The organism is Akkermansiaceae bacterium, from assembly GCA_019634595.1.
In the GTDB taxonomy this organism is placed as follows: domain Bacteria; phylum Verrucomicrobiota; class Verrucomicrobiia; order Verrucomicrobiales; family Akkermansiaceae; genus Luteolibacter.
Genome location: JAHCBC010000003.1, coordinates 145,748 through 169,114 on the forward strand (window position 1 = coordinate 145,748; position 23,367 = coordinate 169,114).

Annotated in this window: 17 protein-coding genes; 11 read left to right on the forward strand and 6 right to left on the reverse strand. The window is 63.7% G+C overall.

Features of this window, described 5'->3' with window-relative positions:
• The first annotated feature begins 53 nt into the window (after window positions 1-53).
• From KF712_11280 to KF712_11305, 6 genes are all read left to right on the forward strand, one after another.
• Window positions 54-2,312: a hypothetical protein gene (locus KF712_11280; GenBank protein ID MBX3741566.1), complete on the forward strand. Its 2,259-nt coding sequence runs from the start codon at window positions 54-56 to the stop codon at window positions 2,310-2,312.
• Window positions 2,309-3,583: a glycosyltransferase gene (locus KF712_11285; GenBank protein ID MBX3741567.1), complete on the forward strand. Its 1,275-nt coding sequence runs from the start codon at window positions 2,309-2,311 to the stop codon at window positions 3,581-3,583. The genes KF712_11280 and KF712_11285 overlap by 4 nt, the downstream gene beginning before the upstream one ends.
• A 25-nt stretch (window positions 3,584-3,608) precedes the next feature.
• On the forward strand, window positions 3,609-5,975 hold the full coding sequence (locus KF712_11290; protein ID MBX3741568.1) for an endonuclease/exonuclease/phosphatase family protein: 2,367 nt from the start codon (window positions 3,609-3,611) through the stop codon (window positions 5,973-5,975).
• A complete protein-coding gene (locus KF712_11295; GenBank protein ID MBX3741569.1) occupies window positions 5,972-6,613 on the forward strand; it encodes a VTT domain-containing protein in 642 nt (213 codons plus the stop codon). Before KF712_11290 ends, KF712_11295 begins: the two co-directional genes overlap by 4 nt.
• Window positions 6,614-6,725: 112 nt before the next feature.
• A complete protein-coding gene (locus KF712_11300) occupies window positions 6,726-8,255 on the forward strand; it encodes a sulfatase (GenBank protein ID MBX3741570.1) in 1,530 nt (509 codons plus the stop codon).
• Window positions 8,256-8,447: 192 nt separating this feature from the next.
• Window positions 8,448-8,900 carry a host attachment protein gene (locus tag KF712_11305; protein MBX3741571.1) on the forward strand — a complete coding sequence of 151 codons (453 nt, stop codon included), beginning with the start codon at window positions 8,448-8,450 and terminating at the stop codon, window positions 8,898-8,900.
• 85 nt (window positions 8,901-8,985) lie between these two features.
• Here the strand turns inward: KF712_11305 and KF712_11310 are convergent, their stop codons facing one another.
• Genes KF712_11310 through KF712_11320 form a run of 3 tightly spaced genes read right to left on the reverse strand, consistent with a single transcriptional unit; the run spans window position 8,986 to window position 13,307 of the window.
• The gene (locus tag KF712_11310; GenBank protein MBX3741572.1) at window positions 8,986-10,587 is read right to left on the reverse strand and encodes an FAD-dependent oxidoreductase; all 1,602 of its coding nucleotides are present in this window, start codon (window positions 10,585-10,587) and stop codon (window positions 8,986-8,988) included.
• 6 nt (window positions 10,588-10,593) lie between these two features.
• Entirely contained in the window at window positions 10,594-11,220 is a 627-nt protein-coding gene (locus KF712_11315; GenBank protein MBX3741573.1) for a response regulator transcription factor, read from the reverse strand.
• Window positions 11,217-13,307, reverse strand: coding sequence for a sensor histidine kinase (locus KF712_11320; GenBank protein ID MBX3741574.1), 2,091 nt, complete (start codon window positions 13,305-13,307; stop codon window positions 11,217-11,219). The genes KF712_11315 and KF712_11320 overlap by 4 nt, the downstream gene beginning before the upstream one ends.
• Window positions 13,308-13,429: 122 nt before the next feature.
• Between KF712_11320 and KF712_11325 the strand changes: the two genes are divergently transcribed.
• The 4 genes from KF712_11325 to KF712_11340 all read left to right on the forward strand — a co-directional run bounded on the left by KF712_11325 (window position 13,430) and on the right by KF712_11340 (window position 19,612).
• Window positions 13,430-14,161, forward strand: a complete 732-nt coding sequence (locus tag KF712_11325) for a PEP-CTERM sorting domain-containing protein (protein ID MBX3741575.1) — start codon at window positions 13,430-13,432, stop codon at window positions 14,159-14,161.
• Window positions 14,162-14,342: 181 nt separating this feature from the next.
• The gene (locus KF712_11330) at window positions 14,343-17,534 is read left to right on the forward strand and encodes a DUF1800 domain-containing protein (GenBank protein MBX3741576.1); all 3,192 of its coding nucleotides are present in this window, start codon (window positions 14,343-14,345) and stop codon (window positions 17,532-17,534) included.
• Window positions 17,535-17,550: 16 nt separating this feature from the next.
• Window positions 17,551-19,098 carry a DUF1501 domain-containing protein gene (locus tag KF712_11335; GenBank protein ID MBX3741577.1) on the forward strand — a complete coding sequence of 516 codons (1,548 nt, stop codon included), beginning with the start codon at window positions 17,551-17,553 and terminating at the stop codon, window positions 19,096-19,098.
• Window positions 19,099-19,108: 10 nt separating this feature from the next.
• The gene (locus KF712_11340; GenBank protein MBX3741578.1) at window positions 19,109-19,612 is read left to right on the forward strand and encodes a hypothetical protein; all 504 of its coding nucleotides are present in this window, start codon (window positions 19,109-19,111) and stop codon (window positions 19,610-19,612) included.
• 12 nt (window positions 19,613-19,624) lie between these two features.
• Here KF712_11340 and KF712_11345 read toward each other — a convergent pair whose 3' ends face one another.
• The 3 genes from KF712_11345 to KF712_11355 all read right to left on the reverse strand — a co-directional run bounded on the left by KF712_11345 (window position 19,625) and on the right by KF712_11355 (window position 22,181).
• The gene (locus KF712_11345; protein ID MBX3741579.1) at window positions 19,625-21,073 is read right to left on the reverse strand and encodes a SpoIIE family protein phosphatase; all 1,449 of its coding nucleotides are present in this window, start codon (window positions 21,071-21,073) and stop codon (window positions 19,625-19,627) included.
• Between the two features lie 6 nt (window positions 21,074-21,079).
• Window positions 21,080-21,520: an STAS domain-containing protein gene (locus tag KF712_11350; protein ID MBX3741580.1), complete on the reverse strand. Its 441-nt coding sequence runs from the start codon at window positions 21,518-21,520 to the stop codon at window positions 21,080-21,082.
• Window positions 21,521-21,722: 202 nt separating this feature from the next.
• Window positions 21,723-22,181, reverse strand: a complete 459-nt coding sequence (locus KF712_11355; GenBank protein ID MBX3741581.1) for a hypothetical protein — start codon at window positions 22,179-22,181, stop codon at window positions 21,723-21,725.
• 150 nt (window positions 22,182-22,331) lie between these two features.
• Here KF712_11355 and KF712_11360 point away from each other — a divergent pair, with 150 nt between their 5' ends.
• Window positions 22,332-23,297 carry a PhoH family protein gene (locus tag KF712_11360; protein MBX3741582.1) on the forward strand — a complete coding sequence of 322 codons (966 nt, stop codon included), beginning with the start codon at window positions 22,332-22,334 and terminating at the stop codon, window positions 23,295-23,297.
• The last annotated feature ends 70 nt before the right edge of the window (window positions 23,298-23,367 follow it).

The following is a 23,367-nucleotide window of genomic DNA, read 5'->3' on the forward strand; positions in this document are numbered from 1 at the left end:
GCGGCACCCAGCTTCTGGCTATGGCATGACGCTTGCGAAAGGAACGGGCAGACATGCTGCGCTTTCTTCCATGGAGATTCATCATCCGCTTCGCCGCCCGCCGGTATGGGGTGATGGATCCGATTTCCTGGCTCGCACGGTTGCGGGCCTTCGCCCGTCCTTCGGAGGTTCAGGAACCCATCGAGCTGCTCCGTGCGGGCATCGTCTTCCACGCCCGCGGCCTCGTGAACGTGAAGGCGATCCAGCACAACCTCGACTGGGTGTGGCCATTCTGGGTGGAACGCCAGTTCAAACCGGGCGACCCTTCCTTCGTCCCGCGCGCGTTTTCCTTCAGCCACATCAACCTCACCCACCGCAACTGGACCGCCGTCGGTCTGCCGGAGATCCCCATCTACCCCATCGTCGATCCGCGAGGACTGGTCACGCCGCTGCATGACGGATGGTCGGTGGACTTTTGGATCGTGACGAAGGACGGCGCACGCCTGCTGCCATCAAAGCTCGAAGAGTCGCAGGTCACCCAGACCCTCCATGTGGAACCCGGCTTGCGGGTGGAGACGGTGGCGGAGAAAAGCAGCTTCCGCATCCGCAGCGAAGTCGCCATGATGCTGGACGGCACCACCCCTACGGTTGAGGTTCAGGTCAACGCCACCTCTGACAAGGCGGGCTGGCTCATCGCCGCCATCCGCCCCTACAACCCGGAGGGCATCCAGTTCATCGACGACATCCACATCAACGGTCCCGGCGACGGGCTGGAGATCAACAAAAAGACCACCGTCCGTTTCAGCGAGGCCCCTTCCGGCCTGCGCATGGCCCACTATGAGGAGGGCGACGTCCACAATGATTTGGCCTCTTCGCAGGAAACCTCCTCCATCACCTGTGATGCCGGGATGGCCACCGCAGCCGCCCTTTTCCCCATCTCCGCCGGAGCGGAAAGGCAGCTCACCGTCTTCATCCCGCTGACGGAAGAAATGGAACAGCGCGGCCTGAAACTGCCGGAAGCCGCAGCCACCCCATGGGATGTCGCCATCCAGCCCACGGCCCGGCTTTCCGTCGCGGATGGGAAGATCCAGTTCCTCTACGACGCCGCGGTGCGCACGTTGCTCCTGCTTTCTGCGGATGAGCTGGTGCCCGGCCCGAACACCTACCGCCGCTTCTGGTTCCGAGATGCCTGCCTGATGCTGAACCCCATGCTGGCCATGGGCCTGACCGGGCGTGCGGAAAGGATCCTCTCGCGCTTCCCATCACGCCAGACCCTCGGTGGCTACTTCTCCTCGCAGGAGGGCGAGTGGGACTCCAACGGCCAGGTACTGTGGATCGCCGCGCGGTTCGCCGCCGTCACCGGCAAGCGGCTGGACGACACGATGGAGCACGCGCTTGTCAAAGGTACCCGCTGGCTTTCGAAGAAACGCCTCCCCGCGGATGCGCCGCACGGCACCGCCGGGCTGTTGCCCGCGGGCTTCAGCGCGGAACACCTGGGGCCGAACGATTTCTACTACTGGGATGACTTCTGGGCCATCGGCGGACTGCGCGCCATCGCCGACTATTGGAAAAAATACGGCGAACATGACCACGCGGAGGAAGCGGAAAAGCTCGCGGAGGAATACACCGACAGCCTGGAGAAAAGCCTGGAGGGCATCCCCGCGAAGCGCTCACGCGGGGCCATCCCCGCCGCGCCGTCCCGCCGGATGGATGCCGGGGCCGTCGGCTCCATGGTGGCGGACTACCCGCTGCAGCTCTACCCGCCCGGCGAGGAACGGTTGATGGCAACCTCCCGCTACCTGATGGACCGTTGCTCTTTCCGCGACGGATTCTTCCAGGAAATGATCCACTCCGGCATCAATGCCTACCTCACCCTGGACCTCGCGCAGACCTGCCTGCGTGGCGGCGATCCCGCCTATGGAAAGTTGGTGCGGACGGTGGCGGACCTCGCCTCACCCACCGGCCAGTGGCCGGAAGCCATCCACCCGAACACGCTCGGCGGCTGCATGGGCGACGGCCAGCACGGCTGGGCCGCGGGCGAGTGGATCATGATCATCCGCAACGCCTTCGTCTATGAAGAGGAGTCCACCCGGTCACTCGTCATCGGTTCCGGCATCCTGCCGGAGTGGATGCATGGGGATGGCTCCGCCAGCTTCGGCCCGACCCACACGCTGTGGGGTGAGGTCAGCGTGACCATCAAGGATGAGGCCGTCCGCGTCGATGCCATCTGGAACGGCGCGCCTCCGCAAATTGTGATCTCCATACCGGGATACCTGCCCATCCCGGACGCGGCGGCCAATGCCCCGCACCCCCTCACGCCCCTCCCATCATGAGAATCGCGATGTTCACGAACACCTACCTGCCGCACGTCGGCGGGGTCGCCAGATCGGTGAAGACGCTGGAGGACGAGTGCCGCAAGCGCGGGCACGAGGTCTGCGTCATCGCCCCGGAGTCCGACATGGCGGAGGAAAGCCCGGACGTCCTGCGCGTCCCGGCGATCCAGAATTTCAACGGCAGTGACTTCAGCGTGCGGCTGCCCTCGCTGAACCTCATCAGTGATTTCCTGGAATACTTCCAGCCGGACATCATCCACAGCCACCACCCCTTCCTGCTGGGAGACTCCGCGCTGAGGGAGGCATGGAAGGTCAGGATGCCCATCGTCTTCACCCACCACACGCTTTACGAACGCTACACGCACTACGTACCGCTGGACTCCGACGCGCTGAAGCGGGTGGCCATCCAGCTCGCCACGGAATACTGCAACCTGTGCAGCAGGATCATCGCCCCCAGCGAGAGCGTCGCCCGCCTGCTGGTGGAACGCGGGGTCACCACACCCATCGAAGCCATTCCCACGGGCATCGACACGGCTGCTTTCGCGTCGGCGGATTGCGGCGCCTTCCGTGAACTGCACCGCATCCCGGAGGGGGCCACCGTCATCGGCCATGTCGGGCGGCTGGCGGAGGAAAAGAACCTTCGCTACCTGACGGAGGCGGTGAAAGCCGCGCTCGCCCGGCACGCGGAGGCATGGTTCGTCCTGGTCGGCGATGGCCCGGAAAAGCAGGCCATGATCGACCTCATCGGCAGCGACCGCATCATTGCCCCCGGCTCGTTGCACGGCACCGATCTGGCCAACGCCTATGCGTCGATGGATGTGTTCGTCTTCGCCTCGCAGTCGGAGACCCAGGGCATGGTGCTGGCGGAGGCGATGGCGGCGGGCGTGCCCGTCGTCGCGCTGGATGGCCCCGGCGTGCGGGAGATCATGAAGGACGGCGGGAACGGCACCATGCTGGCCGGGGATGCTCCCGTGGAGGAATACGCGGAGGCACTCCACCGCATCCTTTCGGACCATGATTTCCGCAGCCGCTGTGCGGAAGGGGCCTCCGCCACCGCCGCGGAGTATGACCGGGACGTGACCACGGACCGCATCATCTCGCTTTACGAGGAACTCGTCGCCGCCGCCGCGCAAGACCGTGCGGAGGATTTCACCCTATGGGACCGGCTGCTCAACGGCATCGGCGTCGAGTGGGATCTCACCGTCGCGAAGCTCGCCGCGGTGGCGGCGGTCGTCACTGCAACCCCAGCAACGGAGGCGAAGATTGATTAGCAGGATCGGAGCGCGGATGCGGTGGATGCGCCGCAAACTGAGCCGGACGCACTGGGCGGCGCGTCTGCTGGGCGTCTCCGTGCCAAAGGGGCACAACCCCAGCCCGGGCCTGATCATGATCCAGATCGACGGGCTTTCCCGGCCGCAGTTCGAAAAGGCGCTCGCCAACAAGAACCTGCCCCACATCGCCCGCACCCTGCGGCGGCGGCAGTTCCACCTCCACAGCTTCTACTCCGGAGTGCCCTCGACGACCCCGGCGGTGCAGGGCGAGCTGTTCTACGGAGTGCGCGCCGCCGTTCCGGCCTTCCAGTTCCTCCACCGCGCGTCCGGGGATGTCTTCCGCATGTATGACGCGAAGTCTTCCGAGGTCATCGAAGACATGCTCAGGGAAAAAGGCGGACCGGCCCTGCTGGAAGGGGGCCACACCTACTCGAACATCTATCAGGCGGGATGCGCCGGATCGTGGTACTGCTCGCAGGATCTCTCCCCCGCCGTGATGTGGCGGAAGGCGCGGCCGCTGAAATGGCTGCTGCTCTCCATGGTGTACCTCATGAAGATCCTGCGTGTCCTTTCGCTCGCGGTGATCGAATTTTTCCTCGCCTTCATCGACTGCGTGCGCGGCCTCTTCGAGCGGCAGAACCTGCTCCGGGAACTGCTGTTCATCCCGGCACGGGTGGGCATCTGCATCATGCTGCGGGAGTTCATCCGCTTCCGCGTGCTGCTGGACATCGAGCGCGGCGTGCGGGTGATCCACGCGAACTTCCTGGGCTATGATGAACAGGCCCACCGCCGCGGACCGGACTCCGCCTTCGCCCACTGGACGCTGAAGGGCATCGATGACGCGATCCGTGACATCCAGCGCGCCGCCATCCGCTCCGACTACCGGGATTTCGAGCTGATCATCTACTCCGACCACGGGCAGGAGCGGACCACGCCGTATGAGACGGAGAATGGCCGTCCACTGGGAGAGGCGCTGGGCGGGGTGTTCCGCGAAGGCCCGCTGGCAGGATTCGCCGTGGTGGATGCGGGCGGGGCGCAGAAGGTGCTGGGCACCACCAACCGGCGGAAAAAGCTGCGCTCCACCGGCAGGCCGCAGCCGGTCCATGGGAAGGAAATCATCGTCGCCGCCATGGGGCCGGTCGGCCACATCTACCTGCCCACGGGACTGCCTGCAGATGAACTGCGGCGCTATGCCGGCGCGCTGGTGGAGAAAGCCCGCATTCCCTGCGTCCTCATCCCGGCGGAGGACGGGGGCAACCAAGCCACCGCCATCACTCCCTCCGGCGTTCTGGAACTTCCGCAACAAGCGGATCGCTTGCTGGGCGGGGACCATCCGTTTCTGGAGGAGGCGGGGAAAGACCTCGTCGCACTGTGCGCCCACCCGGATGCCGGGGACCTCATCATCAGCGGCTGGAGGCCGGGATCCCCCATCAGTTTCCCTCCGGAGAACGGTGCCCACGGTGGTCCCGGTTCCCAGGAGACGCATGGTTTCCTCCTGTTGCCGGAGCACTTTGAACACGAACCCGCGGTGAATCCGGCGCACGGCCCCATCCGCGGTGGAAACCTCTATCAGCTCGGCAGGGAATTCCTCGACGGCAAGCGCGCGGTGGCGAAACCCGTCCGCCCCGTGCGCAGCGGAAAGACCATCCTGCGCGTCATGACCTACAACATACACAGTTGTGTCGGCATCGACGGGAAGCTCCGGCCGGAGCGCGTGGCCCGGGTCATCAACCGGTTCCATCCGGACATCATCGCGTTGCAGGAGGTGGACGCCCACCGCCTGCGCAGCGCGGAGCACGACCAGGCGGATCTCATCGCCAGACACCTGGAGTTCCGCCACGTCTTCCACTCCATGCTGGAGGAGGAAAAGGAGAAGTATGGCATCGCCGTGTTCTCCCCGCTGCCCTTCGAGCCGGTGAAAACAGGCCTGCTGACAAAGGCGGAGCCATCCCGCCTGCGCGAGGCACGCGGGGCCATCTGGGTCAAGCTGGGTCGTGAGGAAACCGGGCGGGACGTCCACTTCATCAACACCCACTTCGGCCTCGGCAGGGATGAGCGCAACCGCCAGGCCGCCGCCCTGATGGGTGACGGATGGCTCGGCTCCATACCCGATGACGAGCCGGTCATCCTCTGCGGTGACTTCAACTCGACCCGCCGCTCCGTCGCGTGGAAGCGGATCAGCGAACGCTACCAGGACGCGCAGCTCTCCCTCCCGCAGCACCGGCCCCGCCCCACCTTTCCCAGCATGCGTCCCCTCGCCCGCCTGGACCACGTTTTCATCAGCCGCCATTTCAAGGTGCGGAGCATCACCATCCCCCACGGCCACACCGCGGTCGTCGCGTCCGACCACCTGCCGCTATGCGTGGAACTGGAAATGGAGGTGCCCCAATGAAGGCATGGAAAATCATCGCCTGGGTGGCGGTCGCCGCGCTCCTCGGCTGGCTGGTCTATGCGAACCGGGAATCCCTGACGAAGGAATCCATCATCGCCTACGGCAAAAGCCTGCCTGCCGTGTGGTTCATCCTCGCCTTCCTGTTCCTGCCGCTGCTCGGCTTTCCGCTGAGCATCCTTCTCATCCTTGCGGGCATCCGCTTCGGTCTCGGCTGGGGCATGGCGATCACCACCGCTTGCATTTATTTCCACCACCTGGCCGCCTACTGGATATCCCATAGCTATCTGGACGAACGCCTCCGCCGCCTGGCGGAAAAGAGGGGCCACAAGGTGCCGGAGATCGATGAGGGGAACCGTGTGTGGTACACCGTCCTCTTCGCCTCCGTCCATGGTCCGCCCTATGCGTTCAAGCTGTATCTGCTAGCCCTCACGGGCGTTCCTTTCCGCATCTACTGCTGGGTGGGTGGTACGGTGTACATCCTGTTCTGCATCATCCCCGTGGGGGCCGCCGCGGCGGCGGTTCATATGGACGTCACGTGGATCTACGTCGGGATCGTGGTGATCTCCGCGGGTGTGCTCATCGGGAAATGGTTGAGGAAGCGGAAGCAGGCCGCCGCCGATGGCACTTCATCGCCGTAGGATCGATATGCCTTTCTCCGGGGGCATCCGAAGATGGATTCCATGCGACTTTCGCCACTTTCCGGTGTTTGCAATGGATCGCCGTTCCCTGCAAAACTCCCGAAAGCCTTTGATGATGCCTTCCTTCAAGCTACCCGCTCTTTTCGCCTCCGCGGTACTGTTCCTGCCCTGCCTCCGCGCGGCGACCGAACGCCCGAACATCCTTTTCATCTTCACCGACGACCTCGCCTACCAGGCGATCAGTTCCTACGGGGAATCCCGCAAGCTTCTGGACACGCCGAACCTCGACCGGATCGCCCGCGAGGGCATGCGCTTCAACCGCGCGCTGGTGCCCAACTCCATCTGCGGCCCCAGCCGGGCCACCGTCCTGACCGGAAAATACTCCCACCTCAACGGCTTCCCGAACAACTCGAACAGCCGCTTTGACGGATCGCAGCCGACCTTCCCGAAGACGCTCCAAAAAAATGGCTACCAGACCGCCATCGTCGGAAAATGGCACCTGGTGAGCGATCCCACCGGCTTCGACCATTGGGAGATCCTGCCGGGACAGGGGGCCTACTACCAACCGGACTTCATCCGCAACGGGGAGAAGATCACCGAGGACGGTTACGTCACGGACATCATCACCGACCACAGCATCGGCTGGCTGGAAAAGCGGGACAAGTCGCGGCCCTTTCTGCTGATGGCCCAGCACAAGGCCCCGCACCGCGAATGGGCGCCCGCGCTGCGCCACCTGAACCACGACAACGACCGCAAGTATCCCGAGCCGCCGACCCTCTTCGACGACTACGCGGGCAGGGGCCAGGCCGTCCGCGAGCAGGACATGACGCTGGAGAAAACCTTCACCCCGCGCGACGCGAAGCTCAACGCCCAGCCCCGCCTCACTCCGGATCAGCGGACGGAGTGGGAAGCCTACTACGAGCCCCGTAACAAGGCCTTCCACGAAGCCAAACTCCAGGGAAATGACCTGGTCCGCTGGCGCTACAACCGCTACCTGCACGACTATCTGGGCACCGTGAAGTCCGTGGACGAAAGCGTGGGCAAGCTGCTGGACTACCTGGACAAGGAAGGCATCGCCGACAAGACCATCATCGTCTTCTCATCCGACCAGGGCTTCTTCCTCGGCGAACATGGCTGGTTCGACAAGCGCTGGATCTTCGAGGAATCCCTGCGCACGCCGCTGCTGGTCAAATGGCCCGGCGTTACGAAGCCCGGCTCGGTCAACGACGATCTCGTTTCCACCGTGGACTTCGCCCAGACATTCTATGAAGCGGCGGGCGTCGCCCCGCACGAGGGAGTCCAAGGCCGCAGCCTCGTCCCCGTCCTTTCCGGAAAGACGCCGGACGACTGGCGGAAAAGCTTTTACTACCACTACTACGAATACCCCATGCCCCATCGCGTGCGCCCGCACTACGGCGTGGTGACCGCCCGCCACAAGCTGGTCCACTTCTACGCGCCGGATGTGGACTACTGGGAGCTGTATGACCTCCAGACGGATCCGCATGAACTCCGCAGCATCTATGACGACCCGGCCCAGGCCGCCGTCCGCGACGAACTCCACCGCGAAGTGGACCGCCTGCGCGCCGAGCTGAAAGTCCCCGCCCAGGACCCGCCCGGATTTTCCGGAGGCAGGAAGGAATAGGCGGTATCCACGGAGGCATCAATGCGGAAGCGTCATTGAATCCACCTAGGATTTGCAGGGTGCAACCCCCAGCGGGCGCGAAATGCAAGACGGGTCTGGGGATGCGGCCCTGATCGCTCCATTCCCTTTGCCTCCTGAGGATGGCATGGACCCTGCGGAAGGAAGTGGATCATCCCAAATCCATAGAAATCCATGAACCTACCTTCCATCATCATCGCAGCGAACCGGGGACATCTGGTCGCCTACCGCAAAACCGAAAACGATTCCCTGCAACCGATCGACAACGCTTCCTTCAAGGAAGGGAACGCAAACATTTCCGATCTGGTCACCGATCAGGCGGGCGCATTTCCCATGAGTGGAACACCTGGCACCGGATCGTTTGAGAGCCTCCCATTGGTCGCGGAGCTGGAAGTCCGCAGCTTCCGCAAGGTGGCGGAAAGGATCGGCAGGATCCTGGACGAAGAGGATATCCCCTGGTGGGGATTCGCCTCCCCCAGCGAGATCAACGGTGCGATCCTCGACCACCTGAAACCGCAATACCGCGAAAAAGTGTCGATCAGCCTGAAGTCCGACCTGACCAACTCACCGAAGGAGCAGGTGTACCAGAGCTTCGCAAAGGCGGCGCGGGAAACGAACGTGGTTTGACGGCAGGGGCCGACCTCCAAAAGCCCGGCAGGGCCGGACCGGCCTCCGGCGCGCCCGGTGGTCGCGGTCCTGCCATTCTGAAAAATCAGAACTCCGGAGGGCCGTTCAGCTTCTCGCACTTCTCCGGCTGTCCTTCGATGAAGTCCACGACCTGCTTCTGCTGGCGCAGCTTTTCCTGGAGCGACTTGATCGGGACGTTCCGGACCGCCACGCCCTCCTTGGACGCCATGGCCGCGGCGACTCCGGCCGCGTGCCCGGTGATCATCCAGACACTCTCCAGACGCAGCGTACAGAAGGCCACATGGGTGAAGCTCGCCGCCCCGGGGACCAGGAGGTTGTCCGCCTGACCTGCCTTCGGGATCAGGGAGCGGTAGGGGATCTGGAAGGCGTAGCCCATCCGCCAGATGCGGCCTTCGTTGAGGAACTCCGTCTCGGAAACCGCCAGGCGCTGCACGTGGTGGCTGTCGATGAAGTGGCTGCTGATGCCGATGCTGTCGTCCTTCCTCCTGTCATCCTGCACATCCTGCTGGCGGACGACATACTCGCCGCGCATGCGCCGTGCCTCGCGGACATAGAGCTGGTAGGGAAGGTTGCCGTTGTCGGTGAACTCATCTTTGTGGAGGCCGATGGCCTTCGCTTCCGCACGGACATTTTCCGGAACCGCCGGGTCGTTGCCGAGGAAATGGATCAGACCGAGCGAATAGTCCATGTGATCGTCGAAGATCTCCTTCCGCTTCGCGTAGCTGGCGTCCGACCATTCGAACTGGCCGCCGAAGTGGCCGAGCGAAAAGATGGCCGCCTGGCTGTTGTTCATCTCGAACTTGCCGTTGCGGCGGGAGTAGAGGTCGATGACATCCTCGAACTTGCTTTTCTGGCCCTGTGCGGTGCGTGACTTCAGCCAACTGGCGAGCATGACGTAGCGCGCCGGATCATAGTTCCGCGGCGCGGGGAATGGCACCCGCAGTTCCGGGTCCTTCGCGACGGTGAAGCGGAAGTTGTAGTTCATCGGTGCGGGGTGCGCGTCACCTTCCTTGAGGTCCTTCGCCCAGGCGGTGATGCCGGGGAGTAGCTTTCCGTCCGCATCGACGGTCGGCGCCTTGCGCGTGGTCTTGTCAAAGCGGACGCCCGCGGCCTCCTCGCCGAACTCGGCCTTCGCTTCCCGGCCGATGCGGTAGTCCACCCCGGCACGGGCCATGAGGTCGCCCTCGTAGCTGGCATCGATGAAAACCTTGCCATGCACGACGGAGCCGTCGGTCAGGGTGATGGAGGTGATGCGGCCACCTTCCTTGGCCACCTTTTCGACGCGTGCCCCCTGGTGGATGGCGACTCCGGATTTCGCCAGCATGGCGTCATACGCCTTCTGCGCGACACTGGACTCGAAGTAGTATTCCGGGCTGTCGCCCTTGCCGTAGTGCTTGCCGAGTTCGCGGTAGAACTCATCCGCGAATCCACCGATGGTCCACTTGAGCATGTGCTCGGATTCCGCCGTGTTGATGCCGCTGGTGGACAGTCCGCCGACGTGTTTTTCAGGCTCGATGAGGATGACTTCCGCGCCCTCACGGGCGGCGGTGATGGCGGCGGCGATGCCACATGGAACGCCACTGTAGACGACGATTTCCGTGCGGATTTCCCGGGCGGATGCACCGGCGATGGTGCCACTGAGGAGTAGTGCTAGGTACTTGTTCATGAATTTTCAATCGGGGTGGAGAATGCCGCGGCGCATCGCTTCGGAAGTGGCTTCCGCGCGGGTAGAGACTCCGAGTTTCTGGTAGATCTGCTGGAGATGATGCTTTGTCCCTTCCAGGGTCAGGCCGAGGATGACGGCCATTTCCTTCGTACTGAGACCCTTTGAGACGAGGTCCAGAACCTCCACCTGGCGGGCGGTCAGGTCGGGCTGCTTCGCCCGCTCCGCGGCGAGGCGGGCAACGGGTGCGGAAAGCCAGCGCTTCCCTTCGAAAACCGTACGGATGGCGTCGACCAGCTCCGGCCGCTTCGACCCCTTCAGCAGATAGCCTCCGACCCCGGCCACGAGGGCGCGGTGGATGTCCTCTTCGCTCTCAAAGGTGGAGATGATCAGGATGCGTGCCCCGCGATGTTTGGTCAGGATGCGCCGGGCGGCCTCGATCCCTCCCATGCCGGGCATCCGGAGGTCGAGCAACGCCACATCCGGCCGGTGTTCATCGTATTTCCTGACCGCCTCTTCACCATCCTCCGCTGTCGCCACGACTTCGAACCCCGGCTCAAGGCCGAGGAGCGCGGACAGCCCCGCGATGACAATCGCGTGATCATCGGCAAGCAGGAGACGGACGGGAGTTTTCATGCGCAGTCGGGAACTGGAGCGATGGGGACGGTGACACTGACCAGGGTACCCGCCGGGGACGTATCCACACTGAACGCCCCACCGAGCCGCAGGATGCGGTTCCGCATGGAGCTGAGGCCGAAGTGGCCATCCGTGGGACCGGGAACCTGGCCGGGATCGAAGCCGGAGCCGTTGTCCATGATGGTGAGCGCGAGGTTCTCCCCCTCCTGCCTGAGGGATACGCGGATCTCCGATGCGGCGCCGTGCCGGATGGCATTGTGGATGGCCTCCTGACCGACGCGGAGAAGATGCGAGCGGGAGCGCTCCGGGAGGCCGGGCAGATCGTCCGCGGCTTCGATGGTGATTTCGCAGGTGTGGTCCGCGGACTGTTCCCCGGCGATGGAGCGGAGCGCGTTGGCGAGATCCTGGTTGAGCAGGACACTCGGGGTGAGATCCCACACCGCGCGGCGGAGATCCTCATAGCTGCGGTTGATCAGACGGCGGGCAAGCAGGCGGTGGGTTTCCGCCGCGGGTGATGCATCGAGCGAATCCGCGAGTTCCATTTGCACCACGGCACCGGACAACGATTGGGAGAGGGTGTCATGGAGGTCACCCGCCAGCCGTGAGCGCTCCTCCAGCAGGACGCGCTGTTCATGGCGGGCGCGGATTTCCCTCACCAGCAGGGCACTGCGGGCGGCGACGCGGCGGCGCAGCGAAACGATCCAGAGCAGCGAAAGCAGCAGGCAAAAGAGAATCACCCCGGCCACCACCGCGAAGCGGTGCGGAGTCCACCACGAGGGCGCCGACAGCACCCGGATCCCTGCCATGGTGGGCAGGTGGATCTCAAACCGGTCCAGCGCGCGGCCTCCGCCCACGGTGGACCTGCCGGTGAAAACGAATTTGGTGACGCCCGTCACCTCGATCCTGCTGCCGGGCAGCACGTCGGCGGAAAGCACGCCACCCGGAGGGAGCACCACATCAAACATCACCCCGTCCGCCTCCATCTGGAGAACCCCATGGGTCCCGCTGCGTCCGGAACTCCTGAAAACGCCGGAGGTACGGACGAGGAGCGCATCCCGGTCCTTCACCGGAGCTTCATTCAGCAGGAGATCCGCGGAAACCATCTCCGGCCGCGGCAGCTCGCCGGGCCGGAAGTCACTGTAGGAGGATTCGTCCAGAATGACCCGTCCGCGGTCCGGACTGAGAAAGCCGGCGCAATCCACCCGGTCCCCCACTTCCGGCATCTCCCCGGTGGCCGGATAGGAAAGGATGCCGCCTGTTTCATCCTGGATGACCACCGCTTCATCCGACCACCGGAGGGTGACCGTTCCGGAAATGCGCTGCCTGCGGCTTTCGAAACCCTCCGGCACGGTGGAAAGAAGCTGGCCTATGGGAATGACCGGCAGGGTCTCCGAATCGGCGGGAGGGGACAGGATCTCGATCTGCGTGGGATCCTGGACGACCACGAAGGTGGAGTAGGGTTGCAGGTTCGCGCTGGTCCATGACATCGAGACACCATGGACCCGCACCCGGGTGTCCGGCTTCAACGCGGCCACGGATGCGTCATCGAATCTGGCGAGCCAGACCGCCAGCCTGCTCTCCGGCGGGCCGAGGGAAAGGATGAGCCTGGGTGGTTCCAGTTTCGTGTCCACGTGCGCTTCCCGGATCACGCCTGAAAACTCGACATGACAAAGCCGGCCCGCCCCTCCCAGCAGTGCCTCCGGAGTGAACGTGAGGGGTGCGGGCAGGCCTGCCATCCTGCCGGGAATGAGCTTTTCGACCTTCACCCTTGGCGTAGGTGGAGGGTTCACCATGGTCACCCCTTCGATCTCGACCTCCTGGCCGGGGACCAGCCCGATCATCAGCCGGTTGGCGGCACCGGGGGCATCCGCCACCAGACCGCCGGTTTCGTCCTGCATGGTGAAGTCGTTGAACTCATCCCCACGGTTGTAGGTGACGACGCCCCGGATGCGCACCGGTGTGGGGTGCAGCATCTCCGCCCGGTTCAACCGGTAGAGATCCTTTGCCTGGGTGACCACGGGGATCTCCTGCCCTTGGCTGACCATCGCCAGGGCGAGCAGTGGGAAACAGGAACGGGACCAAGGCATGTCCTCCAAACTAGCACGGTCGCCGCCCGAAGGGGGAAGCCGCAAATACCAACCGTTCGGGGGGTGGACGCAGAGGTGCGCGGCGTGATCCAATCCATGCGAATAAATCCGAACCCCACTCCATGAAAAACCTCACCGCCGCCATCTTCCTTCCCGCAATCCTCTGCGGAACTTCCGGCACACTCCGCGGAGCGACCGTCCACGCTTTCTGGTCCGCCCAGACGGAGCAGAATGCGGTCGCCAATGGGGGTTCGTTCAATCCGGATGCGACGGCATCCACCTTTCCGGTGACGCCGGGGATCTCCCTCGCGGGCACCCACGTGATCGGGAGCGGAGGCATGCCCGGCGGGGCGGCCTCCTTCCAGGATTTCCAGAGCAACACATGGAACGGCGTCGCCAATGCAACCGGGGCGGGCTTCGCCTTCGGCTGGAACGGAACCTCGACCGTCGGTTCCGACGCGCTCACCATCTCCCTCAACCTCACCAACATCCAGAACCTGTTGATCCGGATGGATGTCCGGTCCGCCCAAGGAGGGACCGAACCGCGTGCCTCCGCCTTCAGCGCGATCGAATACAGCATCGGCGGGGGAAGTTTCACCTCGGTGCCCGGAGCGAACCTGGGGAGTTTCACGACCAACAACTATACGGTGATGAACTATGATCTGTCGTCCCTTGACGCGATCGAGGGGCAGTCGAATGTCCAGATCCGGTTCACGGTCGGCCACGCGGGAAACACCACCAGCTTCCGGTTCGACAACATCCAGCTCACCGCGGACGCCATCCCGGAGCCGGCCTTCCTCAGTTCCCTGTTGATGGGTGCCGGGCTTTTCACGCTCCGCAGGAAGCGTCCCTGATCTCCGGGCGGTTGGCCCTCTCCAGACCAGCGTGTGCAAAGGGTCAGGAACCACCCGTTCCAAGGACAGCGCCCAAGGCGCATTGCATGATTTGGGATGATACCCGGCAGGCCGGAAGGAATCGGCTTTACTTTCAAGGGTTGCGGAATTAGCGAACGGATGGCTCCGAAAAACCCATTCCATGCCGCCCTCAAAATTCCTTCTGCCTTCGTTGACGGTCGCCATGAGTGTCGCACCGGTGTTCGCACTGGATCTGGACACGAATGGTCTGAATGACGTGTGGGAGGCACGTTACCATGCCGCCGGTCTGGTCCCGTCGGAAGACACCGACGGAGACGGCTACAGCAACGCCGCCGAGTCCGCCGCCGGCACCGATCCACGCGATGCGCTGTCACGCCCCATGGTGGCCATCACGATGGATGGCACCGCCATCTCACTGACCACGCTGACGCAACCCGGCAAGAAGTACCAGGTGGTATCGGCAACGGGTCCCGCCGGCCCGTGGGAGCCCGTCGGGGAACCCCACATCGCCACCAGCGCAGGCAGCCACGTTTTCACTCCGGCAGCGGATGAAACACGGACGTTCTACCGGGTGGTGGTCGGCGACACCGACACGGACAATGATGGGGTGGACAACTGGTCGGAGATGCAGCTTTCCGGATTCGATCCGGACAACGGCACCTCCTTCCCATCCGCGTCTTCCGGGAATGATCTCGCGGTCGCCACGGCGATGGTGCAGGCATGGCGGAACCATTCCCTGACCGTGGCGACGACCGCCGCCGCGGCCTATGAAAAGGAAAACGAACCGGCGGTGGTCACCTGCAGCCTCGCCAGCCCCACGCCCTACCCGTTCACCATCTTCCTGCGGACCAGCGGCGAGACGGACCCGACGAAATCCTCCGCTTCCGCAGCGGACTTCGCCCTCCGCGACGGCAACGACCAACCGGTCACCAACCGCCTGGTCATCCCCGCGGGAGCCAGCAGCGCGACGCTGAATGTGAAGCCGCTGGCGGATGCCCTGACGGAGGTTCCCGAGCATCTCCACATCACCATGGTGGGGACGGCGCAGAACGCGGCGGTCACCATCCGGGATGCGAAGCCCACCCTCGCGAACCAGCGGTTGCTGATCGCCTACCTGCGGCCCGTGAGTGGCATCGAGTCGAATGGCAGCGGCATCGCGACCGTCCGGCTTCCCGGTGACAATGACGTTGCCACTGTCACCGTCAGTTTTTCCAACCTGAATTCCCCGGTCAACTCGACCCAGGTTCTCAACGCGGCATCTTCCATCCTGCAGTCCGTGCAACCCGCGAACTACGGGGGCCAGCAGTGGCTGCTGCGCGCGAGCCAGTCTTTCCTCAAGGACCAGGAGGTTCTCGACGCGTTGCTCGCCGGCAATGTGAAGCTGGGCGTCTTCACCCAGGCCAATGTCACCGGAGAGATCGAGGGCAACTTCCAGCCGGCGTCCGGTTCGACGGAATTCCAGCCTCCGTCCGCCCCCGGAGCGATCGACACGCTGGCAGGCACCGAGCTGGAGCGGGACATCGCGCGCTTCCTCACCCAGGCGACCTTCGGCCCGACTCTGGAGACGATCAACGACATGAAGGCCCGCGTCACCGACGCGGGGGGAGACCGCATCGCCGCCTACAGCGCGTGGATCGACGAGCAACTCGGGATGACCCCTCCATCGCTCCTCGCCTACACCACGGCGGCCAACGCGGAGGAGTGGTCGATGCGCGGGGCGGACTATTCGGTCCTCCAGATCAACCGCCGCCGTGGCTGGTGGTTGATGTCGATGGCTTCGCACAGCCAGCTCAAGGAGCGCTTCGGATTCGCGCTCAGCGAGATCTTCGTGATCTCCGAGGCCGACGCGATCGTCAACAACCGCGCCTACGGTGCCGCCAACTACTACGACATGCTGCGCGGGGCGGCCTCCGGCAATTTCAAGACGACCCTCGAGAATGTGTCCAAAAGCCCGATGATGGGCTACTACCTGTCCCACCTGCGGAACTCGAAGGCGACCTACGACTCCAAGGGCAACCTGCTCGTCTCTCCGGATGAAAACTATGCCCGGGAAATCATGCAGTTGTTCTCCATCGGCCTGGTGGCGCTGCATCCGGATGGCTCGCTGAAGCTGGATGGCAACGGCTCGCCGATCCCGACGTATGACCAGACGGACATCACGGAGATGGCGCGGGTGTTCACCGGCTGGTCGTTCTCCAAGCGCAACAGCCCGGGCACCAGCAACACGGTCATCGACAACAACACGTTCAACAACGGCAACGGCAACAGCTACTACGAGTCGCAGTGGACCAACCCGATGAAGATGTTCGCCGCGAACCACGATGTCGGCGCGAAGTCGATGATCGGGCTGTCGCTCCCGGCCGGCCAGACCGGAGAGCAGGATCTGGCGGCGGTGCTGAACCATCTCGATACCCACCCAAACACGGCTCCGTTCATCTGCCGGAGGCTGATCCAGCGCCTGGTCACCGCGAACCCGTCCGCCGGGTATCTCTACCGGGTCTCCGAGGAGTTCCGGAACACCGGCGGAAGTTTCCCCGCCGTGATCAAAAAGATCCTTCTGGATCCGGAAGCACGCTCCCCGCAAGACGCGGTCACGCTGGCCAGCTCCGGCAAGGTCAAGGAGCCGATCATCCGCTCCACCGCCTTCCTCCGTGCCTTCAACGCGAAGTCAACGATGGCGCTCACCGACCTGCTGGCCTTCGGCTATACGCAGGATGAGGTCGATAAATTCACTCCGGGCATCGGCCGTTACCAGCTCAACTCCACGGCGACCACCGTCGGCCAGTCCCCGCTCGCCGCGCCGAATGTGTTCAACTGGTTCCTGCCGGACTACTCGCCCCCCGGCGTGCTTTCCGCCAACGGGCTGCTTTCCCCCGAGCTACAGATCGCGAACGAGACCAGCACGGTCAACGCGACGAATTTCCTCTACAACGGCATCTACGCCAGCGGCGGACTTTCCACGACCGTCGGCTACACCGGCCAGACTTCGCAACGGATCTTCGCCGACTTCACCCCGCTGGAGGCGCTCTACATGGCGGTGATGGACACCAACAACGACGGCACCATCACCAACCTGGACACGGGTGCCTTCAACAACACGACGGCCATCACCACCGCCTGCGATGCGGTGCTGGACCGCATCGACCTGTTGCTGTGCGCGGGCGAGCTGAAGGCCCGCTTCGGCAACACCGCCGGGAAGCCGCGGAAGATCATCCTGGACGCCATGGTTTCCATCCGCTCGACGAGCAACAATTCGAACAGCGCCGCCAACCAGGCGACCTACATGCGGGACCGCATCAAGACCGGTGTCTGGCTGGTCATGTCATCCCCGGTCTGCGTCACCCAGAAATAACCCCATCTTCCTGACCATGAAAAAACACCAGAAGGAAGACCTCGCCACCCGCCGGGATTTCATCCGCCAGACGGCCTGCGCCTCGCTCGGGGTGACCGGCCTGGTCAACGCGCTCGCGCAGATGCGGCTGATGACCGCGGCCATGGCCCAGACGCCGCCGGATGGCTCCTACAAGGCGCTGGTCTGTCTGTTCCTGAACGGCGGGCATGATTCCAACAACTTCCTCGTCCCCGCGGGTGATCCCGCCAGTGATGGCATCCGTTCGGACTATCAAACGGGCCGGGGCGTCCTGTCGCTGGACCGGACCACGCTCCGGTCGCTGAATGTGCCCACCACCACGCGTGCCTTCAACCGCTGGCATGGCGGGAACATTTCCCCGATGGGCCTTCATCCCGAGGCAAGCCACTTGGCCCAACTCTTCAACGAAGGTGATCTGGCGGTCCTCTGCAACGTGGGTACCCTCGCTTTTCCAGTCGCCAGCCGGGCGGAGTATCTCTCCGGAAACATCCCGCTGCCGCGGCAGTTGTTCTCCCACTCGGACCAACAGACCCAATGGCAATCGTCCGTATCCGACAAGCCTTTCAGCTCCGGCTGGGGCGGACGGGCGGCGGACCTACTGCACTCTTCCTACAACGCGGGAACCTCGAAAGTATCGATGTCGATCTCGCTGGCTGGCATCAATTCCTTCCAGGTCGGCACGGCCGGACAGGTCACCCAGTTCGTGGTGAACAGCAGCGGAACGGTCCCGCTGTCCGGCTTCGGCACGAACTACACCGACGCGCTCAACACCGACGGCACCTACAAGACGAGCGACGCCGCCAAAAGGTTGAAGGCGTTCGAGGACATCATGCGCCTGACCCACGGCAACCTCCATGAGGAGGAGTACAACCGGATCGTGGTGCGTGCGCGTGCCGCCGAAGGGACCATCGGTGCTGCGGTCACCGCGGCGAACACCACGGGCGTGAACTTCGACTCCATCTTCAGCACCGCCGGGGCGACGACCTCGCTCGGCAACCAGCTCAAGATGATCGCGAAGCTCATCGCCGGAAGGAACGTGCTGGGCAACAACCGGCAGATCTTCTTCTGCCAGATCGGAGGATTCGACACGCACCAGACGTTGCTCGTTTCCCACGGCAATCTGGTCAGGGAGCTGAACAACTCGATCAAGGCCTTCTCGGAAACCCTGAAGGCGCTGGGTGTGTGGAATGATGTGGTGACCTTCACCGCCTCCGACTTCAACCGGACCTTCACGCCGAACAACACGGACTCCACCAAGGCGGGTTCCGACCATGGCTGGGGAAGCCACGCCTTCATCACCGGAGGCGCGGTGAATGGCGGCGACCTCTATGGCAGTTTCCCGTCACTGAAGACCGGTGCGGTCACGGGATCGATCGACGCGGGATCAAACCGCGGCCGGTGGATTCCGGACACCTCGGTGGACCAATACGCGGCACGTCTCGCGTCATGGATGGGAGCGGATTCCAACTCGATGGAGGCCGTGTTCCCGAATCTCGGCCGGTTCGACGCCACCACCAGCTCCACCGCCAATCTCGGCTTCCTCTGACCCACCGCCGATGTCCCGCCGGTTCTTCGTGCCCGCCGTGATCGGCTGCCTGCTCCTCGGAGGCCTGCTGCTGATATGGCAACAGGACACGGTGGCCCCACCACCGGCCCCTACCCCCGAGTCCCGGCGTGCCGCCGCCCCACCACCCGTGGTCCAGGAGCCGGTGGAGATCACCCGTCTGCCCATCGCGGACGACATCACGCCGCTCAACTCACCGGACAGCCAGGTGGACGACGATCTGGCCACCCTGGAACTGCTGATGTCCGAGTTCAGGAAACACCATGAGGGGAATCCCATCGGCGAGAACGAGGAGATCACTGCGGCGCTGCTGGGTGCGAATCCGAAACGCCTTTCCTACCTGCCTGACAAAGGCACCCACCTCAACCGCAACGGACAACTGGTGGACCGCTGGGGCACCCCTTATTTCTTCCACCAGATCTCCGGATCTGAAACGCAGATACGCTCCGCGGGACCGGACAAAGAGATGAACACGGCGGACGATCACGTCCGCTGAACCTGCGCCGGATCAACGTTTCTGGATCACCACGAGGGTGATGTCGTCCATCTGCGGGCATTCACCCGTGAACGCCTTGAGTTCCTCCTGCATGCGGAGAAGCACCGCTTCCGCACCATCAGGCGCGGCATTCCTGAAAACCTCCGCCATGCGCTCCATGCCGAATTCCTCCTCCTTCGCATCGACGGCTTCCTTCACGCCGTCCGTATAGAAAAGGACGCAGTCTCCGGCGGCCAGCGGCACCTCGTGATCCTTCGTCACCCTCTCGAAGACCTGGCCGCTGTCCACACCCAACGCGAGGCCCGGGGAACGCAGGGACTCGACCGTGCCGGTTGCCGCCCGGTAGCAGAGCGCGGGGTCATGGCCGGCCCTGGACAGAGTGAGGATGCCGGTCATCCCGTCGAGGATGCCATAGGCCATGCTGATGAACATATCCTCCCGGATGTCGGGGAAAAGCTGGCGGTTGACCAAGCCCAGTGCTTTCGACGGGGAAAGCTCGCCCGCCGCCACGGAACGCAGGGAGCTGCGGCACATGGCCATCAGGAGGCCGGCGGGAACACCCTTGCCGGACACGTCCGCGATCACGATGCCGCATTTCGCGTCACCGAGGTCAATGTAGTCGTAATAGTCACCGCTGATGATGCGGGCGGGCAGGTTGGTCCCGCTGATGCGGAAGCCGGGCACCACCGGATCCTTCTGCGGCAGCAGCACCTGCTGGACCTCGCGCGCGGTCCTCAGCTCGCTCTCCATCGCCCGCTTCTCGCTGGCTTCGCGGTGGATGCGCGCGTTGCCGATGGCGAAGGCGGACTGTTCCGCGGCGGACTTGAAAACCGTGAAGTCGTTCTCGGAAAAATATCCGTCCTGATGACGGCGGGCAACCGCCAGCACCCCCATGTCCTTTCCCGCATGGCGCAGCGGGGCCAGCAGCACGGACACATCATCCGTGTAGTGGGAGTCCCGGAACGAAGGATAGCCCTTCACATCATCCACCTGGATGGCTTCACCCGCCTCCAGGCAATAGCCGAGGATCCCCTCACCGACCGCCACGCGCGAAAGGCGGATGTGGCTCTCGATCGCACGGGGATCCTTCTCCGCCTTCTTCCTGACGTCCGCCGGAAGGCCGATGAGCGGAGGGCAGTCCTCCGAAACATAGGAGGGGTTCAGATAACCGCCGTGTTCCTCGGAAATGAAATAGATGGCGCCACCCGTGGCCTTCACCACCTTGTCGATGCCATCCACGATGATGCGGGAAAGCACGGCCGGGGAAGGTTCGTTCTCGATCGATTCCCCCAGGTCATGGAGGAAGGTGAACATGCGGTGCTCCTTCGCATCGTGATCCCTGAAACGGACGCGCAACCTGCGGGAATGGCGGCGCTGGTTCTGCAGGGCCACCACAAGCACCACGGCCGCGATCACGAACAACAACAGCGCACCTGTGATCGAATGCTGGAGAGGTGTCATCCGCGGCTACGACCCCTCCGTTACCCCCTGTTTCTCCGCCAGTTCCGCTTCGAGCAGATTCACGACCGTGGAGAATTTCCGGGCGTTGCTCTCGTTGGCCTGGGAAAGCACCTGGTGGGCTTCCAGCACATGGCGGGCCTGATTCCCCGCGGAGACACCGCTCTTCGGGGGCTTCAGTGATTTCCGGATCTCATCCACCTTCCCGCGCCAGTCGGCGGATGGAGGATCGATCTCCATCAAAAAATCCAATCCGAGATCTTCCAGCGAACGGCGGTTGCGTTCACCCGCATCCGCGATCTGGAGCGTGCCACCGTCCACGACGGAAAGCCGGGCGGCCATACCCGCCAGAGTGCCCATGAAAGTGGAGTCCATCCCCGTGCAGGCACCGAGATCCACCACCAGACATCGTTCCCCGTTGGAGATGGCATCGTCCCCGAACGTCTTCATGGAAGGACTCGTGAGGAAGGAACCTTTCCCAACGCAACGGATCCAACTGAACCGTTCAAAGGTTCCTACCAAGATGGGGCATTCGGTGATCACGGGGTGAGTACGGTACTTCCAACGGCCGGGTGCCGAACAATATAATTCATTCACGCACCCGGTCAACCTTCCTTGCGGTTGAATCGGTGGCGGTTTTTCCACCCACCGCCTATTCCCACATGTAGGACTGCCTTGAGGAAAGGGCCCTGCCATCCCGCAGGAGCGTCACTTTCCAACTGATGACCTTGCCCCGCTTGAAATAGTCGTCCCCGATGACGGAGAACACCGCCTTGCCGGAGGATGTATCCGCGGAGAAAGTCTCCGAGCGGGTCTTGATCCGGCTGCCGGATGCTCCCTGGCGGTAGTCGAAACGGACCTCCACCGGCCCGGAACCCACGCCACTGGCATCGTTCCACAGCACGGTGTAGTATTGCCCCAGCCGGTCACGCCTTTCGGCCATGCTCACCGCTCCGTGCAGGAGGCGGCTCTTCTCCCCGCGCATCATGGGGTCGTCAAGATCGTCCTCGACCTGATCCCGCAGGTAGAACTGCTTCACGGTCAGATCGCTGTCCGGCCCAGCACACGCGCCCAACCCCAACAACGACAAGAACAGATACCAGTGTTTCACAACCCCATTCAAGCAGCAGGCACACGGGGATCAAGGATCAAGAACAGGACCCCAGCAATGAAACCGGGAACCAAAGATGGATGTGCGAATGGCGGACTCAAGCCGGATCATTGACCGATCTCCATTCCGACGTTAGATTGTTCACTGCCAATGATCGATACCGCTGCCGACGAGATCAAACTTGAGTTCGACACACCCCAGTTCCTGCATTCCCTGTTCGCGGATGACCTGCGGAATCTGAACCTGCTGGAAACCATGCTGGAAGTGAAAGCGGTCACCCGTGAGGGATGGATCCTGCTTTCCGGAAAACCCGCCGCATTGGCCAGGGCGAAGGCCGTCTTCGACGATCTGGAAACCGCACGCCGCAATGGCCGTGAGATCGAGTCCCGGGATTTCCGCCTCGCGGTGGAAGCCGCGGCGACGGGAGCTGAGGTGGGCGTTTCCGAGTTGTCCGGGGTGAAGCTGGTCGGATCCAAAGGGCGCAGGCCCGTGGTCCCACGCACGGCCAACCAACTGGCCTACATCCGGGCGATGGAAACCCATGATGTCATTTTCGGCCTCGGCCCGGCGGGAACCGGCAAGACCTATCTGGCGATGGCGATGGCACTGACGATGCTGAAAAAGAAAGCGATCCAGCGCATCGTCCTGACCCGGCCCGCGGTGGAGGCCGGGGAAGCTCTCGGTTTCCTGCCCGGGGACCTGCGTGAGAAGGTCGCCCCCTACCTGCGGCCGCTCTACGACGCGATCCATGACATGCTGGACCCGGAGGAGGCACAGCGGTATCTGGATGACGGCACCATCGAGATTGCCCCGCTGGCCTTCATGCGCGGGCGCACGCTTTCCCGCTCCTTCATCATCCTCGACGAGGCACAGAACACCACCCGTGAGCAGATGTTCATGACCCTGACCCGTCTGGGGGAAGATTCACGCATGGTCGTCACCGGAGACGGCTCCCAGGTTGACCTGAAGCCCGGTGTGAGATCCGGCCTCTCCGAAGCGGAGCACGCCTTGCAGGGCATCGACGGGATCACTTTCCTGAGATTCGCGAAACACGACATCGTCCGCCATCCGGTCGTCGGTCGCATCGTGGATGCCTACGAGCGTTACCGCGCCTGATGGCCCACCCACCAAAGACAAAACCGGTGCCTCTGGAAAGGCACCGGCTTTGATGGTGAAATGTAACTGG

What these genes read in the sequence shown, in the direction of transcription:
- KF712_11280 (MBX3741566.1), top strand. Translation starts at nt 54, where the DNA reads ATGCTGCGCTTTCTTCCATGGAGATTCATCATCCGCTTCGCCGCCCGC.
- KF712_11285 (MBX3741567.1), top strand. Translation starts at nt 2,309, where the DNA reads ATGAGAATCGCGATGTTCACGAACACCTACCTGCCGCACGTCGGCGGG.
- KF712_11290 (MBX3741568.1), top strand. Translation starts at nt 3,609, where the DNA reads ATGCGCCGCAAACTGAGCCGGACGCACTGGGCGGCGCGTCTGCTGGGC.
- KF712_11295 (MBX3741569.1), top strand. Translation starts at nt 5,972, where the DNA reads ATGAAGGCATGGAAAATCATCGCCTGGGTGGCGGTCGCCGCGCTCCTC.
- KF712_11300 (MBX3741570.1), top strand. Translation starts at nt 6,726, where the DNA reads ATGATGCCTTCCTTCAAGCTACCCGCTCTTTTCGCCTCCGCGGTACTG.
- KF712_11305 (MBX3741571.1), top strand. Translation starts at nt 8,448, where the DNA reads ATGAACCTACCTTCCATCATCATCGCAGCGAACCGGGGACATCTGGTC.
- KF712_11310 (MBX3741572.1), bottom strand. Translation starts at nt 10,587, where the DNA reads ATGAACAAGTACCTAGCACTACTCCTCAGTGGCACCATCGCCGGTGCA.
- KF712_11315 (MBX3741573.1), bottom strand. Translation starts at nt 11,220, where the DNA reads ATGAAAACTCCCGTCCGTCTCCTGCTTGCCGATGATCACGCGATTGTC.
- KF712_11320 (MBX3741574.1), bottom strand. Translation starts at nt 13,307, where the DNA reads ATGCCTTGGTCCCGTTCCTGTTTCCCACTGCTCGCCCTGGCGATGGTC.
- KF712_11325 (MBX3741575.1), top strand. Translation starts at nt 13,430, where the DNA reads ATGAAAAACCTCACCGCCGCCATCTTCCTTCCCGCAATCCTCTGCGGA.
- KF712_11330 (MBX3741576.1), top strand. Translation starts at nt 14,343, where the DNA reads ATGCCGCCCTCAAAATTCCTTCTGCCTTCGTTGACGGTCGCCATGAGT.
- KF712_11335 (MBX3741577.1), top strand. Translation starts at nt 17,551, where the DNA reads ATGAAAAAACACCAGAAGGAAGACCTCGCCACCCGCCGGGATTTCATC.
- KF712_11340 (MBX3741578.1), top strand. Translation starts at nt 19,109, where the DNA reads ATGTCCCGCCGGTTCTTCGTGCCCGCCGTGATCGGCTGCCTGCTCCTC.
- KF712_11345 (MBX3741579.1), bottom strand. Translation starts at nt 21,073, where the DNA reads ATGACACCTCTCCAGCATTCGATCACAGGTGCGCTGTTGTTGTTCGTG.
- KF712_11350 (MBX3741580.1), bottom strand. Translation starts at nt 21,520, where the DNA reads ATGAAGACGTTCGGGGACGATGCCATCTCCAACGGGGAACGATGTCTG.
- KF712_11360 (MBX3741582.1), top strand. Translation starts at nt 22,332, where the DNA reads ATGATCGATACCGCTGCCGACGAGATCAAACTTGAGTTCGACACACCC.